The organism is Kutzneria sp. CA-103260 (assembly GCF_018263855.1).
Lineage (GTDB): Bacteria > Actinomycetota > Actinomycetes > Mycobacteriales > Pseudonocardiaceae > Kutzneria.
Genome location: NZ_CP073318.1, coordinates 2,712,692 through 2,729,127, shown reverse-complemented (window position 1 = coordinate 2,729,127; position 16,436 = coordinate 2,712,692). Strand labels below are relative to the sequence as shown.

Below are 16,436 nucleotides of genomic sequence, written 5' to 3'. Positions count from 1 at the left end.
GCGCGGCAACGACGCTGCTGCCGCTCACATCCACCCCAACAGGGGACACCGCGCCACCTCAATGGTCACGCAGGCCCCCGGCATTCCCTCACGCCGTGCGAGGCGACCATGCCCACCACACCAGCCACCATCGCCGCAGCCCAACTGCTTCTCCGCGAACTCGGTGTCACCCCAGACCAACTCGACTGGATCCCCGTCGAGGCCCCCACCATCGCCGACTACCTCCCCCAGGTCATCTCCGCGGCAGGTCCAGGCGCCCAGCGCACCTACGGCTCCTACTGGAACCGCATCCTCACCACATGCGGCGAACGCCACCTCGACGAGATCCACACCTCCGACATCGAGGCCCTCATGCGCCATGCAGTCGCGACCCGCCGACATCGCCGCAGCGACCGAGGCGGCACCAGCAGCAGCGAACACATGCTGCGCGCCTTCCGTGCGATCTACACCCTCGCCGTCGCCGACGGCCTGCTGCCACCCCACCACAACCCAGCCGCCCAAGTCAGAAAACCCCGCCGGCCACCAAGCCAGCGGCACGGACTGTCCACAGCGGAGCTAACCGCAATCAACACCGCAGCCAGCTGCAGCGGCAACGACGTCCGCCTGGACACACTCCTGCTGCGGTTACATACCGAGACAGCCGCCCGACGCTGCGGTGCCCTGCGACTGCGCGTGGAGGACATCGACACCCACTGGTGCCTGCTCGGCCTACGGGAGAAAAACAACTCCACGCGCTGGCAACCGGCGAGCCCGCAGCTGATCGACGCACTGCTCGACCACATCAATGAGCGCGGAGACACCTCCGCCGAAAGCCCGGCACTGCGCTCCCGCGACGGCACACCTGTGACGACCCGCCGATACGATCAACTCTGGCGCCGTCTCGGCGAGCAACTCCCCTGGGTGGCTGCGCAGCACATCACCACTCACTGGCTGCGACACACCACCATCACCTGGGTCGAACGCCACTTCGGCTACGGCATCGCCCGCGCCTACGCCGGCCACACCGACACCTCCGGCGCATCCACCACCACCTACATCCAAGGACAGCTGGGCGAGGTCGCGACCGCTCTGGCGGCACTGACCGGCCTTCCCCACCCCCTCGCAGCACCGCTATCGCGCACCGGCCAACCTGACGGACCTACCGCACGTGACAGCGCGCCCCCCAGCTCGCCCTACCTGCCTCATCCCCATCCGCCCAGCCAGCCGGGATCGGAGCGAAGAGACTGACCACGCGATGGAGGGCGATCCGATGAACGACGTCCCCGTTCCATTGTTCACTCCCCCGGACATCCTCGCCCCAGTCCCTGCGGGCAGGATGTCGCTTGCACCCCTGCCCATCCGCGGGAACAGCTCCGCAGAGTTGCTCAGCGTCGCGGCCATCGATCGATCAGGTCGGTTCTCGGTGCGCCGCCACGTCGCGGCGCTGGGCTGGAAACCTGGTTTCCCTCTGGGCTTCACCGTGTTCCCCACTGCTGTCCTGATTAGACAGACCACGCTCGGGCGCTACCGGATCGACGCCCGTGGCCAGTTGTTCCTGCCCAGCGGCGCACGGGCATTTCTCGGACTGTCCGGTGGGGACCAGGTGGTCGTGGTGGCGATGCCCGACCATGGGGTGCTGCTCGTTCAGCCTGTCAACGCCGTGTTGAGCCAGATCGTCGAACACTGCTCCTTGCTCTGCGACTCGGAGCCGGCCGACACCCGTGAGGCGCACGCGGACGAATCGGTCAACAGCGACTGTGTTCCGCGGACTGGATCTCGGCACTCGTGAGCCACAGGAGCCCGCCCTCCGCGCCCGCAGGAACGGCGATGTGGACGTCGGCACCGACCATTGTCTGGGTAGGGGCGCTGACCCTACCCAGACGGCACACCGTCGGCGTCACTGCGGCGGCCTGCCACTCGCGCTGAGAGTCAGCGCCGCACACACCCTGACCTCCCCCGGCACCCCACTGAACGACCTGGCAACGCATCTGGGAGAGCTGACCGACCAGTTCGACATCGAGGACGAGCAGGACCCCTTCTCTCTGGCCGCAGCGTTCTCCTTCTCCTACAACGCCTTGCCGCCCGACTCCCAGCGATGCTTCCGGTTGCTGGCCCTGCACCCCGGCGTGGACATCACCACCAACGCCGCCGCCGCGCTGCTCGGCGAACCCCCGGTCGAGCACGACGGCACCTGCACACCCTCGCGGAAGCCAGCCTTCTCGACACTGACCGCCACGACCGCTACCGGCTGCACGACCTGCTGCGCGCCTACGCCGCTCACCGCCTGCAACTTGCCGAGCACCCGGCTGGCGAGCACGACGAGGTCATCATCCGCATCCTGGACTTCTACCTGCAGACCGCGCACAACGCGGACCGGCAACGCGCCCCGCATCGCTACGCTGTCGCCGAGTTGGACGCGACCACTCCGGTCGTGGCGCAAACCTTCGCGACCGACCGCGACGCGGCACACTGGCTGCTCACAGAACGGCACAACCTCGCCGCCGTCACCCGGCTGGCCGCCGAACACGGCCATCACCATCACGCGTGGCGCCTACCGGGCACCCTCCGCAAAGTCCTGGAACGCCACCACCTGCACGACGAATCACTCGCGCTGCACACCATCGCTCTGGCCAGCGCCCGCGCCATTGGCGACAGCTCTGGCCAGGCCAGCACCTTGAAAGACCTCGGCACCGTTCACCTGAACCTGCATCAACCCACCGAAGCAGTGCAATGCCTCAGCGAGGCTTTGACGATTGCGAGAAATACTCATCATCAGTTGGCCGAAGGCGCCTGCCTGCACAATCTTGGCCGCGCCCACCTGGCTCTCGACGACATCGAACGCGCACGCGACTACTACCGGCAGGCTCTCGCACTGCGCCGTGAGATCAACGACCAGGACGGCGTCGGGTATACCCTGCACAGACTCGGCATGAGCTACGGCCACGTCCAGGACTACGACGTGGCCGTCACCCACTTCCGCCAGGCCCTGCAGGTCCGCGAGAAAATCCAGCACTACCAGGGGCAAGCCGACACCCTGGCAGGACTGGCAACACTGCATCTGCACCAAGGCAACTTCAACCGCACCATCGAGTACGCGCAGCGGGCACTGCCGATACACGACCGGACCCTGGACCACCGAACAGCGATTGACACGTTGTTGGTGCTGGCCAGAGCCTTCTACAACCTCCACCACTACGACGACACGATCAGCGCGGCCACACGCGCCGCCGACTTGTGCTGGGAGATCAATGACCCGGCTGGTAGAGCGCAGAGCTTCGATCTGCTCAGCTGCGCCCGCAACGCGCTCGGCGAGCTAGAGCTGTCCAATCGGCTACGCCAGCAGGCCTCCGCGATCCGCGCCGCATTCGCAATCCAGGGGGATCTCAACACTGACAACGTTTCAGGGCTGTGAGACGACAGCCGCCACGTGTGGCAACGCACCTGTGCGTCTCGTGGCGAGCGCTCGGGTCTGCTTGTTCGCGGCACCAGCATTGTCCGTGGACGCCGCTGGGAGTTGACCAGTGATGACCGTGACTGTGTCGCGCTCGACCTTCTCGCGCCTAGCCACGTGGATCATCACTGGGCCCAGGCAGCTCCTTCGGTCTGCGCTCATGTCGCCTCAACGAAACGAGGGCGGCCCCAACGCTACGAACGACCACAGCGAGAGCCCGCAAGACCTGCGCACGCTTGTGTGGCGGAACACCGTGCAGTACGAGCGCGATGATGACGACCGACGCGATCGGCCACAGCTCGGTCGCGTCGGCAGAGAAACGGAACTCCAGCCCCACCAGGCTCTCCCCTCATCCACTGGTTGAGCGGGCGGCGGCCAGCCTCAGCTCAACCAGTCACCGTTGACGACTGGTCGTGCTGAGTCCGCCTCCGGCTAGGGGATCTCAGGTAGAACATGTTCAAATGCAGCGGTGGTGGGTCGCGATGGGGAGTGCCGGCCTCCGTCGCGTTCTCCGCGAACGTCAACTCCGATGTGAGCAAGGCGTCACCCTTGCCACGGCCAGCGTGCTGGCCGTGGCAAGGGTGACGCGGGCGGAGTTGCGCGCTCGTCACCCAGATCGGCCGCGACAGCGCCATCGACGACCTACATCAGCGGTCCACTTCGTTGACGGAGGCAATCGGGTCCGCGGCCCAGCGGTGCTCCAATCGCATCCGCGCGCCGAAAAACTCGATGTAATGGCGCGTCCCCTCCAACTCGAGGCGAGCACGTGCCAGGCCGGCGGCAGGGTGGGTCAACGACTGCACGAGATCCGCGGGCGCCGGGTATCCCTCCCAGCACAGTTCCCACTCATCCCCCGTGCCCCACAACCGACGTGAGTCGGGGGCGTAACCACGTGACGGGAGCTGACGGCGGAGTGGGTCATGAAACCACCTGCCGACCGCCCAGGCCCCGTCGGGGTCACGGGTGGTCATCCGGGCGACCAGAGCGGCGAGCACTCGTTCCATCGGCCCCGAACGTCGTAGCAGACCTGCCAGTTCCATCGTCTCCTGCGTCGATAGCGGGTCCGCCTCCGTCAGGAGCCGGGCGACCATCGGTTTCGGCGTGCTGCGGACGTGGGTCGCAGTGTCTCGGTCCATCCTGGTGATGGTCATGCGGCCACCGGTGGGCAGGTGGATCAGGCGCCACGTGTCCGGGGTCGGTGTGTCGAGCAGACGCAGACCCGGCACCCCCGTGGAGGTGTCGGCACCCACGAGACGCCAGGCGACGTTTGCCGGGGCTTGCGCGAGCACGACGAGTTCATCGGGGCGAGGGGACATGATCAGCTCGTAGCGAGTGATGGCGGATGCCTGCCGCGTGGTGGGCACGGCGCTGAGTGATCCGGCGTTGAACAGGTAAAGCGCCAGCAGCGCACGGAACTCCAGTTGGGCGTGCGTGCAGTCGTCCAGCCCCAAACCGGTCCTGCCGAGGACCGTGGCGACCACCCGGTGGGGCTCGCCGGTGAATGACACGCGTTGCCTGGCTAGGGACCGCTGGCTGTCGCGCGCCTGGCTGTCGCGGAGTTCGAGCACCACACGTTGCAGGGTGTCCGAGCATCTTTCCGGGTGAGCGGTGATGCCCGGGATGCCGCAGATCGGGTCACGGAGTTGGGCGGCGATGTCTGCGGCCGCCGGCCCCTGTTGCCAGTGGACCTTGATCGTGTGGCCGACAGGTCGGGTGTCGGTCCAGTCGGCGGGGCCCCACAACTGATACCGCCGCAGGATCTGGCTCATCAGTGATATCGGGTACAGCGTTCGATGTCGTTTGAAGCCCGCCTCGGCCATGTCGAGGACTGGCCCGGCCGAGGCCCAGAACGGGACTTCGGGCGATTGGTTGTCCAGGAGAGCCTGTCTGATCTGGAACCATCGCCGATGAGGCACGCCGTGCAGGCGCGCCCAGGCCCTGTGGCGACCTTCGCGCAGCACCAGGTCAAGATGCTTGCGGGCTGGGTACGGGCGTAGACCCATCACCCCGTAGGGCTCCCCATCGCCCTGCCTGGGCAGCACCTCGGCCAGCAACCCCGGCAACGCCTCGTCGGCGATGCGCAGTCCGATATGGTCGCGGAAAAGTTTGACCTCAGTGATGACCGATACCCGCCCTGAGCTGGTGCCCCGCGCGTGGTGAACGTGGTTGACCGCTTCCCCCGCAGCCAATAGCAAACCAGATTCCAGCACCTGTTGCAGCGTGGTGTCGGCAGCCGGCATCAGGGGCCCGGACTCGTCCCGGAGCTGTTGGACGATGTCACGGCGGGTCTCCCCGGTACACCGGGCACGCCACGCTACGGACTCGGACAACGTGGAACTGAAGATGCTCGACATGACTGCCCTTCCTCAGGGCGCTGCCCGGCCAGCGCCGCTGAAGACAGACCAGCCGACGTAGCAAAACCACACAGAGCAACCGACGCGGTCCCGTCCCACTGGACGGATTGGAAGACACACACTCCCAACCGGGCCGGGGAGGAGTCTCCGTGGCGGCCACCACCGCCACGGAGCACCGTCCTACACCGCCTCGACAGGGTGCACAAGCAGTAGACCCAATCGAAGTCCGTCACCTTCCCCTTGCATCCTCTGGCGTTCTTCGCGCTGTGCTGATGGCTCCGCGCATTGTTGGAGGGCCAGGCGTTCTTCAGCCGCGTACCTGGTCTTCGGTAATGTCCATGTACAAGCCCACGATCGGCGACATCCAGATGTCCAGGAGCGCGTCGAGCAGGTTCTTCCGGGTTCCTGGGTCCATGGCGCGGACCGGGCGTCGAGCTTCGCCAGGTCCTGCTCTACCTTCGCCGCCGCGTCGAGGTCCGCCTGCGTCTTGCCCCGGATCTGGTAGTCCGACGCCGACACCCAGTCGTTCAAGTCGAACGTCATCGGCGTGACGTCGTTTCGCCAGTCCAGAATCGCCTGCGGCTCGGTGGCGGCGGTCAAGTGCGAGTCCGTCTTCGAGAAGGCGTCGTCACAGCTCAAGTCCCGCTCCGGGCTCGGGTACTGGCGGTAAGTCTCGGAACCCCGCTGCGGCCGAGTTCGGTTCGTCCATCGCCACCAAGCCGGCCGAGGCGTCCGCGTACTGGGTGTGCCCGATGATCGCCTGCCCCTGGTACAACTCGTCCCGGTAGTGTTGGACGCAAACCGTGAGGATCCCGGCGGCCGCTGCCCGGTCCTGGGCTCTGACGCCCACGGGCGCCAGCGTGGTCGTCGTCGTATACATGGTCGGTGCGGCGCACATTAACTTCCCGACCTTGGGGCAAGTCCCATCCACACTGCACGCGTGCCGGGTACGGTGGATCGATATGAACGGATGCATATGGCGCGGTGATCAGATCCAGCATTGCCAGCCAGTTCGGTACACTGGCCTGTCGGCGCGTGCACACACGGGTCATGCCGATCGCATGCAGCATCGTGCTGAGCCGCATCGCTTGGACGTGTTCGACTGGTCGACGTGCTGATCTTGATGCCGAGCGAAAAAGCCGCCGCGAGCTTGACCTCTACCGCGAACGGTCTTCCGGAGCGACGGAATCCGGACGGCGACCTGCGCGCGATGCGAGCCTGCGGACACGGACACACTCGATTTGCCGGCGGAGGTCATCGCCTGTGCGCCAAGGCGTTCGGTATCGCCGACGTGGCCGTCAAGGAGCCCGAGCCATCCTGGCACCTCAGCCACGATGCCGCACTTCCGGGTCGGAACGAATTGACCATCCCCTACCCTGTAACGGTTCTGCCACGGAACCCGACATACCTGCGGAGTCATTCCGCACACGCGGAGTAACTCGCTTTTGGGGAAGGCCATGGGGCAAGTGGAGCAGCGTCGAGCACTACTGTTGAGTGTCGGGCAATTCGCACGCCGTGTTCCGGTGGACGAGGAACCTCCGCTGGACCAGCACGCCTGGGCGCAGCTCGATTTCGCAGGCGATGTGACGTCACTTGTGGACCAGGCTTTCAGCGACCTGCGTTACCGCGTCGCAGTCCTACGGGATCCCGACCGCACCAGCATGGTTGAAGCGATCGGCACGGAACTCGGTCAGGACGAGTCCTGCCTGGTCGTGCACGTCGTGTCTCATGGCGAGGCCGGCGATGACGACAACCGGCTCGACGTGGTGCCCGCTTGCGGACACACCGGACTGGGCACGAACGTGAGCGACTGGGTATCGACCGCCCAGCAACGCCGGACGCCTGTCTTGTTCCTCTTGGACCTGTGCAAGTCAGGGAGGGTCGCCCGGCTGCCCTGGCTAACGTCGCGAGCTGGGCGCGACGCTCATGCCTGGGTCATCGCAAGCGCCGGCCCCGAAGAGGACGCATTCGACGGTAGGTTCAGCAGGGCGGTCGCGTCCGTCTTGTCGCAACTCGCGAAGGACGGCCTGGGCACCGACGCCAGCGTACGGTTCGTGTCGTTCTCGACACTCGCCCGGAGGATAGCGGAACGAGTCGAGGCGATGCCCGGCGTGCCGCAACGAGTGCACGCCACACCGCTCGATCCGGCCCAGAGAGAGCCGGATCTCCCCTTCTTCCCGAACCCACTCTTCGTCAACGATCCGCAACGGCAAGCCCGCCAGGCAATCGACGCACCCCTTCGCGCATTCCTCGACGAACTCGACGACGTCTTCGACGCAGACCACTTCCTCGGCCGGGTCGGCTCGCATTTCGCCGGGCGCCGACGGCAGTTGCGCAGCCTCGCTCGATGGATGGACGGGAACGTGCCGACCCGCGGACTGCGCGTCGTCACCGGTAGTCCTGGGGTGGGCAAGTCCGCGTTGCTCGGTGCACTGGTCTGCTCCGCCCATCCAGTCCTGACCGAAGCGGTGCCCCACGTGCGAGACAGACTAGAGGAATCGTCCCGGCCGATGCGAAACGACCACCTCGGCGCGGTGCATGCCCGCCAGCGGCGCGTCGATGAGCTGATCTCCTCGCTGGCACGCCAGTTCGCCCTTCCCCACGCGGAGCAGGGACAGACGATCTCGACGCTCATCAGGGACCTGGCCGACCTTTCGACCACCCCGGTGATCGTGGTCGACGCGGTCGACGAATCGCTGGATCCCCAGCGCGTGCTGAACGACTTCCTGCTCCCGCTCGCCATGGCCAGACGGCTGGACGACTCGCCGATCTGCCGGCTGCTCGTCGGGTTCCGTCCGTGGCAGGCATTCGAAAAGCTCAGGGGGATGGCGGCCGGGGCCGGCGAGCTGATGAATCTCGACCAGGTGAGCCGGCGGCAACTGCGCGCCGACCTCAACGAGTACCTGCACGCCAAGCTCGCCGACCTACCGGGGTACGCCGGCCCAGAACAACGCAACGTGCGCAGGCGACTCGTGACGACAGTCGCCGATCGACTGGTCGGCAGCAAGCCGGTTGCCACGGACACACCTGAATGGGGCCCGTTCCTCGTGGCAGGGATGTTCGCCAGGTACCTCGAGAACGTTCCCGCCGCCACGACCGCCGCCACCGCCGCCGAACTTGGCTCCACCGTGCCGTGCAGCCTGCCCGAGGTACTGGAACTGGAGCTGAGCACCAGGCCTGACCGCACCGCACTGCGCGCGACACTGGCCGCCCTGGCCTACGCCAAGGGCGAAGGAATGCCGGCCGAAGTGGTCGGCCTCGTGGCAGCCGGCTTCTCAGCCAGCACTGGTGGCGCCTCCACACTGGCTCAGTTAGACGCCGCCCGTTTCTACCTCCGCACGACCGTCGAGCGCGACGGCACGACCCTCTACCGTCTGTTGCACCAGAGCCTCGCCGACTATCTGCGTCGCCACCCCATGACCGCCGGGGCCCAGGCCACCGAAGCCGCCTCAGGGATTCCGTCTCAGGCCGGTCTCGTACTGGAGCGAATTCTCGACGCGGTGCACGGCGGCCTGTGGGGGCGCTGGGCCTCGGTGCCTCTTTACCTGCGACGGCACGCCCTTCATCACGCGATCGAGGCAGATCGCATGGACGATCTCCTCGCCGACGTGGAGTTCCTGGTGCACGCCGACACCTTGAGTCTGCTGCCCGAGCTTTCTCGCGCAAAGTCCGCGTCAGCCCGACTCAACGCAGAGGTGTACAGCGGTGCCTTCGAACATTGGGCGTTCCGCAGCGCTGACTTCGACACACGTCGCTGGATCCTTGCGATCGAAGCGGCCCGACGCGGTGCGCATGAGCTGTCCAGGCGAACTGTCGGTGAGGCGCCTACCTCCGAGTGGATACCTCGTTGGTCGGCGACGTTCCCCTTCGACGACGCCGGCTGGGTGACCGCCACCGCGTGCACCGGCATCGACGGGGAGCTCCTCATCGCGGGCACCAGTGGCCTCGTGTGGAGGAGGAATCTCAGGTCAGGAACGGATATAGGCGTGCTAGCCGGGCACAACGGGCACGTGTCCACAGTCGCTACGACTCGAGTTGGCGGCAAGCAGTTGGTCGTGACCGGCGGAGCGGACGGAGTGGTCCGGACTTGGGATCTCACCTCTGAAACGGTAAAGAACTCAGCGCAGCCAGGTACGGGATGGATCAATGCCATCGGATGCGCCAACGTCGGTCGCCGTCCGGTCGCAGTGGTGTGCGGCGACCACTCCATCCGACTGTGGGATGTACTCGACGGTGAGGCTGTTGACACCGCGATAGGCTGGCAGCGGTGGACGAGGGCTATCGCCTGTGTCGGCCTCGGCGTAACTCCGGTCGCCGTCACTGTCAACAACGACCACGCAGTCCGGGTGTGGGATTTGACCACCGGTACCTTGATTTGCCCACCGATGCGGGACCACCGGGACCGGGTGTACGCGGTCGCCTGCACGACCATTCACGGCCTGCCAGTGGCCGTGACCGGCGGTGACGACGACGCGGTACGCCTCTGGGACCTGACGACCGGCCGCCCCCACGGAAAGCCGCTGGTCGGGCATACCGGCTGGATCGCCGGAGTCGCTTGCGCCGAGATCGACGGAAGGCCAGTCGCGTTCAGTGGTGGCTGCGACCGCACGGTCCGCGTCTGGGATCTCGTCACCGGAACATGCCGTGAAGTTCTGGTTATGCCTGCCGAGGTGCACGCGCTGGCCGTCGCCCCGGACGGCGGTCTGGTGGTGTGCACCGGCCAAGACGTGATCGTATTTGACCAACTAGCGCAAGGAAGAGCATGACCCGGATCGTTGGCGTGCACGGAGTCGGCAACTTCCGCCCTGGAGAAACCGCCGAGAAAGCCGCACAAAACCTGTCAAACTTCTGGCACCGTCGCATTTCAATGAACCTGCCAAGCATCTCCGCCGAGGCTGTCGAGGTGGCGTACTACGCGGACCAACTACACACCCCCGGGCGACAAGGCGCGGACGACCTGAATAACCTCTCCGCAGAAGCCGAAGAGATGCTGCGAGCATGGCTGGAAACACTCGACGCTCCGACGGGCATTTCACAGGGTTGGGGGACTTGGCCACTACGACAGACACTGGGATGGCTCGCCGAGCGACGGCATATATCTCCGCGACTACTAGAGTTGTTCGTAACAAGGTTTTTTAGCGAGGTTGCGACATACCTGAACCCGAATTCCCAGGCACGCGTCAAGGCACGCGACCGTGTTGTCGAAGCTCTCCGCAGACACCATCCTAACGTCGTGATCGCACACTCACTCGGCTCAGTGGTCGCTTACGAGGCGTTGTGGGCGTGCCCCGAGGCAAGACTCGACGCCCTGATTACGCTGGGGTCACCGCTGGCGCTGCCACACGCGGTTTTCCCCCGTCTCCAGCCGGTTCCACAGAACGACCGCGGCGCACGCCCTCCGGGTGTCGCCCGTTGGGTCAATCTCGCCGACCCGGGAGATCTCGTCGCGGTGCCACGGTTCGGAGTGTCGCGACGTTTTAGCGGTGTCGATCTGGATGAGCACAGCCTCGTGCACACCTTCGACTTCCACCTCGTTTCACACTACCTGACCAGCACCCGACTGATTTCGACGCTCAACGAGCACTAGTGACGATCGACACGATCGCATGTTCAGCCCCGCCAGTCTGCGGCGCTCGGTTACTCGATTGCGACTCTGACCGGCAGATCCGTGGCGGGCCGAGCCTGTCACGCGACGTTTCGCCTTCTACGGACGGATGTCCACTTCGGAGTACCAGGACCACGCTTCCTCGAAGTTGTGGCAACGAGAAATAAGCGAGCATCTGATCGCCGGCCACGGCGTCATCGTGACGGAGCACTTCGACCAGGGCGCGTGACGCCGGCGCTCCTGGTCGAACCGGCCCGCTGCGGCACGCTTCTTCAGGCGCTGGCCGACCCCGACCGCAGGTTCGACGCGATCGTGATCGGAGAGCGCGAGCGGGCGTTCTGCGGGCGCCAGTTCGACCAGTTGGCGCCGCTGCTACGCGCTGCGGCGGCGTCATCCACGCGTATCGACCTGCCGCTTGAACTGTACGGATGTGGTTTTCGGCACGCACACCGCTGGCTGCCCGCCCATTGTCAGAGCATCACCAACGACGAACCCACGCGATCACCTCGCTCGTGCTCACGGGCGGCACGTAGGGCCACTGCAGTCCGACCGTCACACCGCGGCTGGATCTGCGGCAAGCACCGAGAACACGGCGTGGCCCTTCCAGAGCCGCGCGGCCAGCACACTTGCCGATACCGCCTCGGCGATCGCCCATCTGCACAACATCGCCCTCGCGGATTGACCACGAGCAGGTCGGCGAACCACACCAGGATCAGTTACGAGACATCGTTTAGGGGCATGGTGACGCATACTCGATTACCGGAACGTACGTGCCCCAATTCTGGCTGCTCAAGGCGCCGGCGCTGTTGGCGCAGATGCCGCGGATCGCGGCTTCGACGTTCAGGTCCCAGATGGTGGCGACGCCGTCGTCGGTGGCGGCGGCCAGGGTGTGGCCGTCCGGGCTAAACGCCAGCACGGAGACGGGTCCGGTGGCGACGGTCAGCGGTTCACCGATCGCGGTCGGGTGATCGGCGTCTGTGACGTTCCACAGTGCGATGGTGCCCACGCTGGTGTGGCCTGCTGCGGCCAGGGTTTTGCCATCGGGGCTGAACGCGATCGACCAGATGCTGCCACCGGGCATGGTCAGGGGCTGGCCTCTGGGAGTGAGGTGATTGGGGTCGGTGCTGTTCCAGAGGGTGATGGTGCCGTTGCTGTTTCCGGTGGCCAGGGTGTGGCCGTCTGGGCTGAAGGCCACCCAGGTGCTGGTGCCGGTGGGTTGGGGTAGTGGTTTGCCGATGCGGACGAGTTCGGTTGTGCTCCACAGTCCGACCTCGTGAGTGCTGCTGTCGCCGCCGGTGGCCAGGGTGTGGCCGTCGGGGCTGAAGGCGATGGATTCGACGGATCTCGTGTGATCGTTGTCGATGCTGCCTACAGACGTGGGCTGCGCGGGGTTGGTGACGTCCCAGAGTGCGATGCCGCCGAACTCATACTTGTCTCCAGCTGCGGCCAGAGTGTGGCCGTCCCGGCTGAACGCGAGAGAAAAGATCTGCCCGTTGGCCCCGGTGAGTGGCTGCCCAATGGGAGTGGGGTGGTTGGGGTCGACGGTGTTCCACAAGGTGACGACGCCGCCGCTGTCGCCGGCGGCCAGAGTGCGGCCGTCAGGGCTGAACGCCACCGCGCCGATCTCCTGGGTGGGGCCGGTCAACGGCCGGCCTCTGGGAGCGGGGTGGTTGGGGTCGGCGGTGTTCCACAGACTGACGGTGTGGTTTGCGTTTCCGGCAGCCAGGGTGCGGCCGTCCGGGCTGAATGCGACCGATGCCAAAGGGCCGCCCGCGCCGATCAGTTGGGTCGGCGGCAGGTTCCACAGATCCACGTCGCCGTTGGCGTTTCCTGCCGCCAGGGTGCGGCTGTCAGGGCTGAACGCCACGGCGTCGACCGCGTTGCCAGGGCCGGCCAGCGGCCGCCCCAGCGGGACGATATCGGTGGCGTCTGTGACGTTCCACAGGTGGACAGTGTGATCGGCGCCGCCGGCAGCCAGGATGTGGCCGTCAGGGCTGAACGCCACCGACATCACAGCCTGGGCGGGTCCCGTCAGGGGTTTGCCCAATGGAGCCGGGTGCTCCGGGTCGGCAAGGTTCCACAGGTGGACGTCGAAGTCCTCGGCCCCGGCGGCCAGGGTGTGGCCATCTGGGCTGAACGCCACCGACTCGACGTTGCTACCGGCGTTCAGCGGCTGGCCTCGGCGCGTCGGGTGGCTCGGGTCGGTGGCATTCCACAGGTCGATGGTGCCGTCGCCGGGATCGGTGGCGGTACGGCAACCGGCCGCGAGTGTGCGACTGTCGGGGCTGAATGCCAAGGAGAAGAGATAAGAGGGCGAGCAGGTGTCGAAAGCCTCGCCGTCCGAGGTGACGTCGTCAGGGCGGGTGACATTCCACAGGCTCACGACTCCGACGGACCGTCCGGCGGCCAGGGTGCGGCCGTCTGGGCTGAATGCCAGGGATTCGATGGAGCTGCTGGAGTCCTCGGGACTCACGCCGGTGCTCGCCGGCCGGCCCAGCAGGACCGGGTGGCTGGGGCTCGTCAGGTTCCACAGGTCGACGAAGCCGCCGGAGCCGTTGTCGCCGATGTGGTTGGCATGGCCGCCGACCGCCAGCGTGCGTCCGTCCGGGCTGAACTTGACGGCCAGGATCGAGTCGACGGAAGCGTCTTCGGGAATTGGCTGGCCCAGTGAGACTGGGTGGCTGGGGTCGGTGACGTCCCAGAGCCGGACGACGTTCTGATAGACGTATCCGGCGGCCAGCGTGTGCCCGTCGGGGCTGTAGGCCACGGTGTAGGCCGAGCCCCTCGACCCGGGTAGTCGGATGTCCATCGGTGTGTTCTCGGTGGTGATCAGCCGGGATGTCGCCTGCGGGGTCGGGTTCATGCGGTAGGCGGTCAGGGCGAGTTGAGCGGACAGTGAGGGATCGGTGGGCGCCAGTTGCAAGGAAGCTGAGGCGACAGCGGCGTCGATGGCCTGGTCGCGAGCTTCCACGGCACGGCCGTTTTGGTAGAACGCGAACGCCGCGGCCGTAGAGGCGACCACGGCGAGCACCGTGATCGCTGCGACAGCTGACCGCCGGAGCCGCTGCCCGCGACGCTGATGGCGTCGGGCGGTGGCCAGGAACGCGCGGGCCGCGACACTGAGGTCCGGCCTGTTCTTTTCGGCCCAAGCCTGAGCGATCTCCAGGCGGTTGCCGCGATACAACGCGCCTGGCTCCCGACCGGCATGCTCCCAGGCGGCTGCGGCCTCTTCCAGATCCTGCCGGACCAGGTTGCCGTCCCGATCCTGCTCGATCCACTCCCGCAGCCGCGGCCAGGCTCGGATCAGCACCTCGTGCGTGATCGTCACCGCGTCCTGATCGCGGGTCAGGAGTCGACCGCGCGTGAAGTCGTCCACGACCGCCTTGGCAGCCTCCGGATCCGGCGCGTGTCTGAGCAGATCGGCGTATCTGGCGCGACGGCGGGTGTCGTCGGCGTCGCGTCCCACTGTGACGAGCCGCAGGAACACCCACCGCGCAATGTCGCGACTCGGCGTCGGGAGCGCGTCGAACAGCCTGTCCGCCGTTTTAGCGAGGGCGCCCTGGATCCCGCCGGTGACGCGGTATCCGTCCACGGTCAGCTTGTGGCCGCTACGTTGCTGCCAGGTCGCCCGCAGTGCGTGTGCCAGCAGTGGTAACCGGCCGGCGGAACCCGCGCCCACCAGGCCCCCGACCGCCCCGAGATCGGCTAGCAACACCTCGACCAGGCCGTCTTCGACATCGAGCGCCACGTCTTCGGCGGGTAGGCGGATCGCCTCTTTGAGTTCGTTCTCGGTCATCGGGCCCAGCAACACCGGTCCGGCCTGCAACGCCGCCCGAAGCTGCGGATAGGACGTGCAGGCGCCATAGAAGTCCGCACGCAGGCTCAGCACGACCACGCCACTGCCCGAGGGCTTGGCCAGGCGGTCCAGCACATCGACGAACCACTCGCGCTCGGCCTCATCGGCGCACGCCGTGAAGAGCTCCTCGAACTGGTCGACCACCACGATCAGGCCCGCCACGTGATGCTCCCCGACCTCCGCCGCAGCGTCAACGCTGGTCAGCTTGCGCAGATCCGCCACACACCGCGAGGGATCGGACCGCCAGGACTCCGCCGTGCGCCGGCCATCGTCGGCGTCGAGCCCAGCGGCAGCAGCCAGCGCCAGGGCGGGGGACGCCGTCGGAGTCAGCGTCAACCGCGGCCAGCTGCTTGATCCGGCCACCGGCAGCCGACCGTCGCCCACGGCTGGCAGCACCCCGGCCGCGAGGAGCGAGGACTTCCCGGCCCCCGACGGACCGATCAGCACCAGCGGGCCGCCCTCGAGTATCCGGGCGTCCATCCGCTCCAAGACCATGTGGATCATCTGGTCCCGGCCGTAGAACCAGTTCCTGTGTTCCACTCGGAACGGCATCAACCCCGGATACGGACAGGGCATTTCGCGAGCGTCAGGGCTGGGCCAGGTGCGGCGCGGCCCGTCGGGCTTGCGGATGACGGTCATGTCCCGGGCGGCTTGGTAGACACTTCCGCCGTCGGTCGCGGAGCCCTCGAGCTTTATCGGCTGCCAGGGCCGCTGTCCGCTGGATCGCGTGCAGTCGTCCCGTTCGGTCACCCTGCCTCGCCTTGGGTGATGGTCAGGTCCCGGCCCGCCAGATAGGCGTCGCCGCCGCCGGAGACTTGTGCTTCCAGCGTCATCGAGGCCGTGGTTTGCTGCCCCGTTGATCCCATGTCAGGCGGCACCTGGAGGAGCAGCGCACGAAGTTGATCGGTGATGTCCGGTCGCGTGGCGATCAGCCTGGCAAGGCGCGCCTGCCACTCGGCGACCAGCAGCCCTTGGAGTTCAACGCTGTCGCCGGCCTGTGTGGCCTGCATCAATTCACCGCGGGCCTCAGCGAGTTCGGCTTCCACGCGCTCAGGATGCGAATGCTTCCACAGCGACAGGACCGAGGCCTTGATCGCGGTCCAGCCGTCCGTGGCCAGCAGGTCGATCAAGCGCTTGGCGGCGGCCGATGCCAGCTCCCAGGCCATGTCCGAGGCAGTGTCCATGCTCCCC

At 66.7% G+C, this 16,436-nt stretch carries 9 protein-coding genes; 6 read left to right on the top strand and 3 right to left on the bottom strand.

The genetic code is table 11. The annotated features are described in order from the left end of the window. The first annotated feature begins 108 nt into the window (after nt 1–108). The 3 genes from JJ691_RS11695 to JJ691_RS11685 all read left to right on the top strand — a co-directional run bounded on the left by JJ691_RS11695 (nt 109) and on the right by JJ691_RS11685 (nt 3,391). Nucleotides 109–1,227 carry a tyrosine-type recombinase/integrase gene (locus JJ691_RS11695; protein ID WP_211768801.1) on the top strand — a complete coding sequence of 373 codons (1,119 nt, stop codon included), beginning with the start codon at nt 109–111 and terminating at the stop codon, nt 1,225–1,227. 22 nt (nt 1,228–1,249) lie between these two features. Continuing rightward, nucleotides 1,250–1,768, top strand: a complete 519-nt coding sequence (locus tag JJ691_RS11690) for an AbrB/MazE/SpoVT family DNA-binding domain-containing protein (RefSeq protein ID WP_211768800.1) — start codon at nt 1,250–1,252, stop codon at nt 1,766–1,768. 306 nt (nt 1,769–2,074) lie between these two features. Beyond that, entirely contained in the window at nt 2,075–3,391 is a 1,317-nt protein-coding gene (locus JJ691_RS11685) for a tetratricopeptide repeat protein (RefSeq protein WP_211768799.1), read from the top strand. Between the two features lie 686 nt (nt 3,392–4,077). Here JJ691_RS11685 and JJ691_RS11680 read toward each other — a convergent pair. Continuing rightward, nucleotides 4,078–5,784, bottom strand: a complete 1,707-nt coding sequence (locus tag JJ691_RS11680; RefSeq protein WP_211768798.1) for a hypothetical protein — start codon at nt 5,782–5,784, stop codon at nt 4,078–4,080. A 547-nt stretch (nt 5,785–6,331) separates the two neighbouring features. Here JJ691_RS11680 and JJ691_RS52915 point away from each other — a divergent pair. From JJ691_RS52915 to JJ691_RS11670, 3 genes are all read left to right on the top strand, one after another. After that, nucleotides 6,332–6,454, top strand: a complete 123-nt coding sequence (locus tag JJ691_RS52915; protein ID WP_256449380.1) for a hypothetical protein — start codon at nt 6,332–6,334, stop codon at nt 6,452–6,454. Nucleotides 6,455–7,307: 853 nt separating this feature from the next. After that, nucleotides 7,308–10,550, top strand: coding sequence for a hypothetical protein (locus tag JJ691_RS11675; RefSeq protein WP_211768797.1), 3,243 nt, complete (start codon nt 7,308–7,310; stop codon nt 10,548–10,550). Continuing rightward, nucleotides 10,547–11,371: a serine peptidase gene (locus JJ691_RS11670; protein ID WP_211768796.1), complete on the top strand. Its 825-nt coding sequence runs from the start codon at nt 10,547–10,549 to the stop codon at nt 11,369–11,371. Before JJ691_RS11675 ends, JJ691_RS11670 begins: the two co-directional genes overlap by 4 nt. A 748-nt stretch (nt 11,372–12,119) precedes the next feature. On the opposite strand, the gene JJ691_RS11665 is transcribed toward JJ691_RS11670, so the two are convergent. Both JJ691_RS11665 and JJ691_RS11660 read right to left on the bottom strand, forming a co-directional pair. Then, nucleotides 12,120–15,995 carry an NACHT and WD repeat domain-containing protein gene (locus JJ691_RS11665; protein WP_211768795.1) on the bottom strand — a complete coding sequence of 1,292 codons (3,876 nt, stop codon included), beginning with the start codon at nt 15,993–15,995 and terminating at the stop codon, nt 12,120–12,122. Continuing rightward, a complete protein-coding gene (locus tag JJ691_RS11660) occupies nt 15,992–16,429 on the bottom strand; it encodes a hypothetical protein (RefSeq protein ID WP_211768794.1) in 438 nt (145 codons plus the stop codon). Before JJ691_RS11660 ends, JJ691_RS11665 begins: the two co-directional genes overlap by 4 nt. Nucleotides 16,430–16,436: the final 7 nt, after the last annotated feature.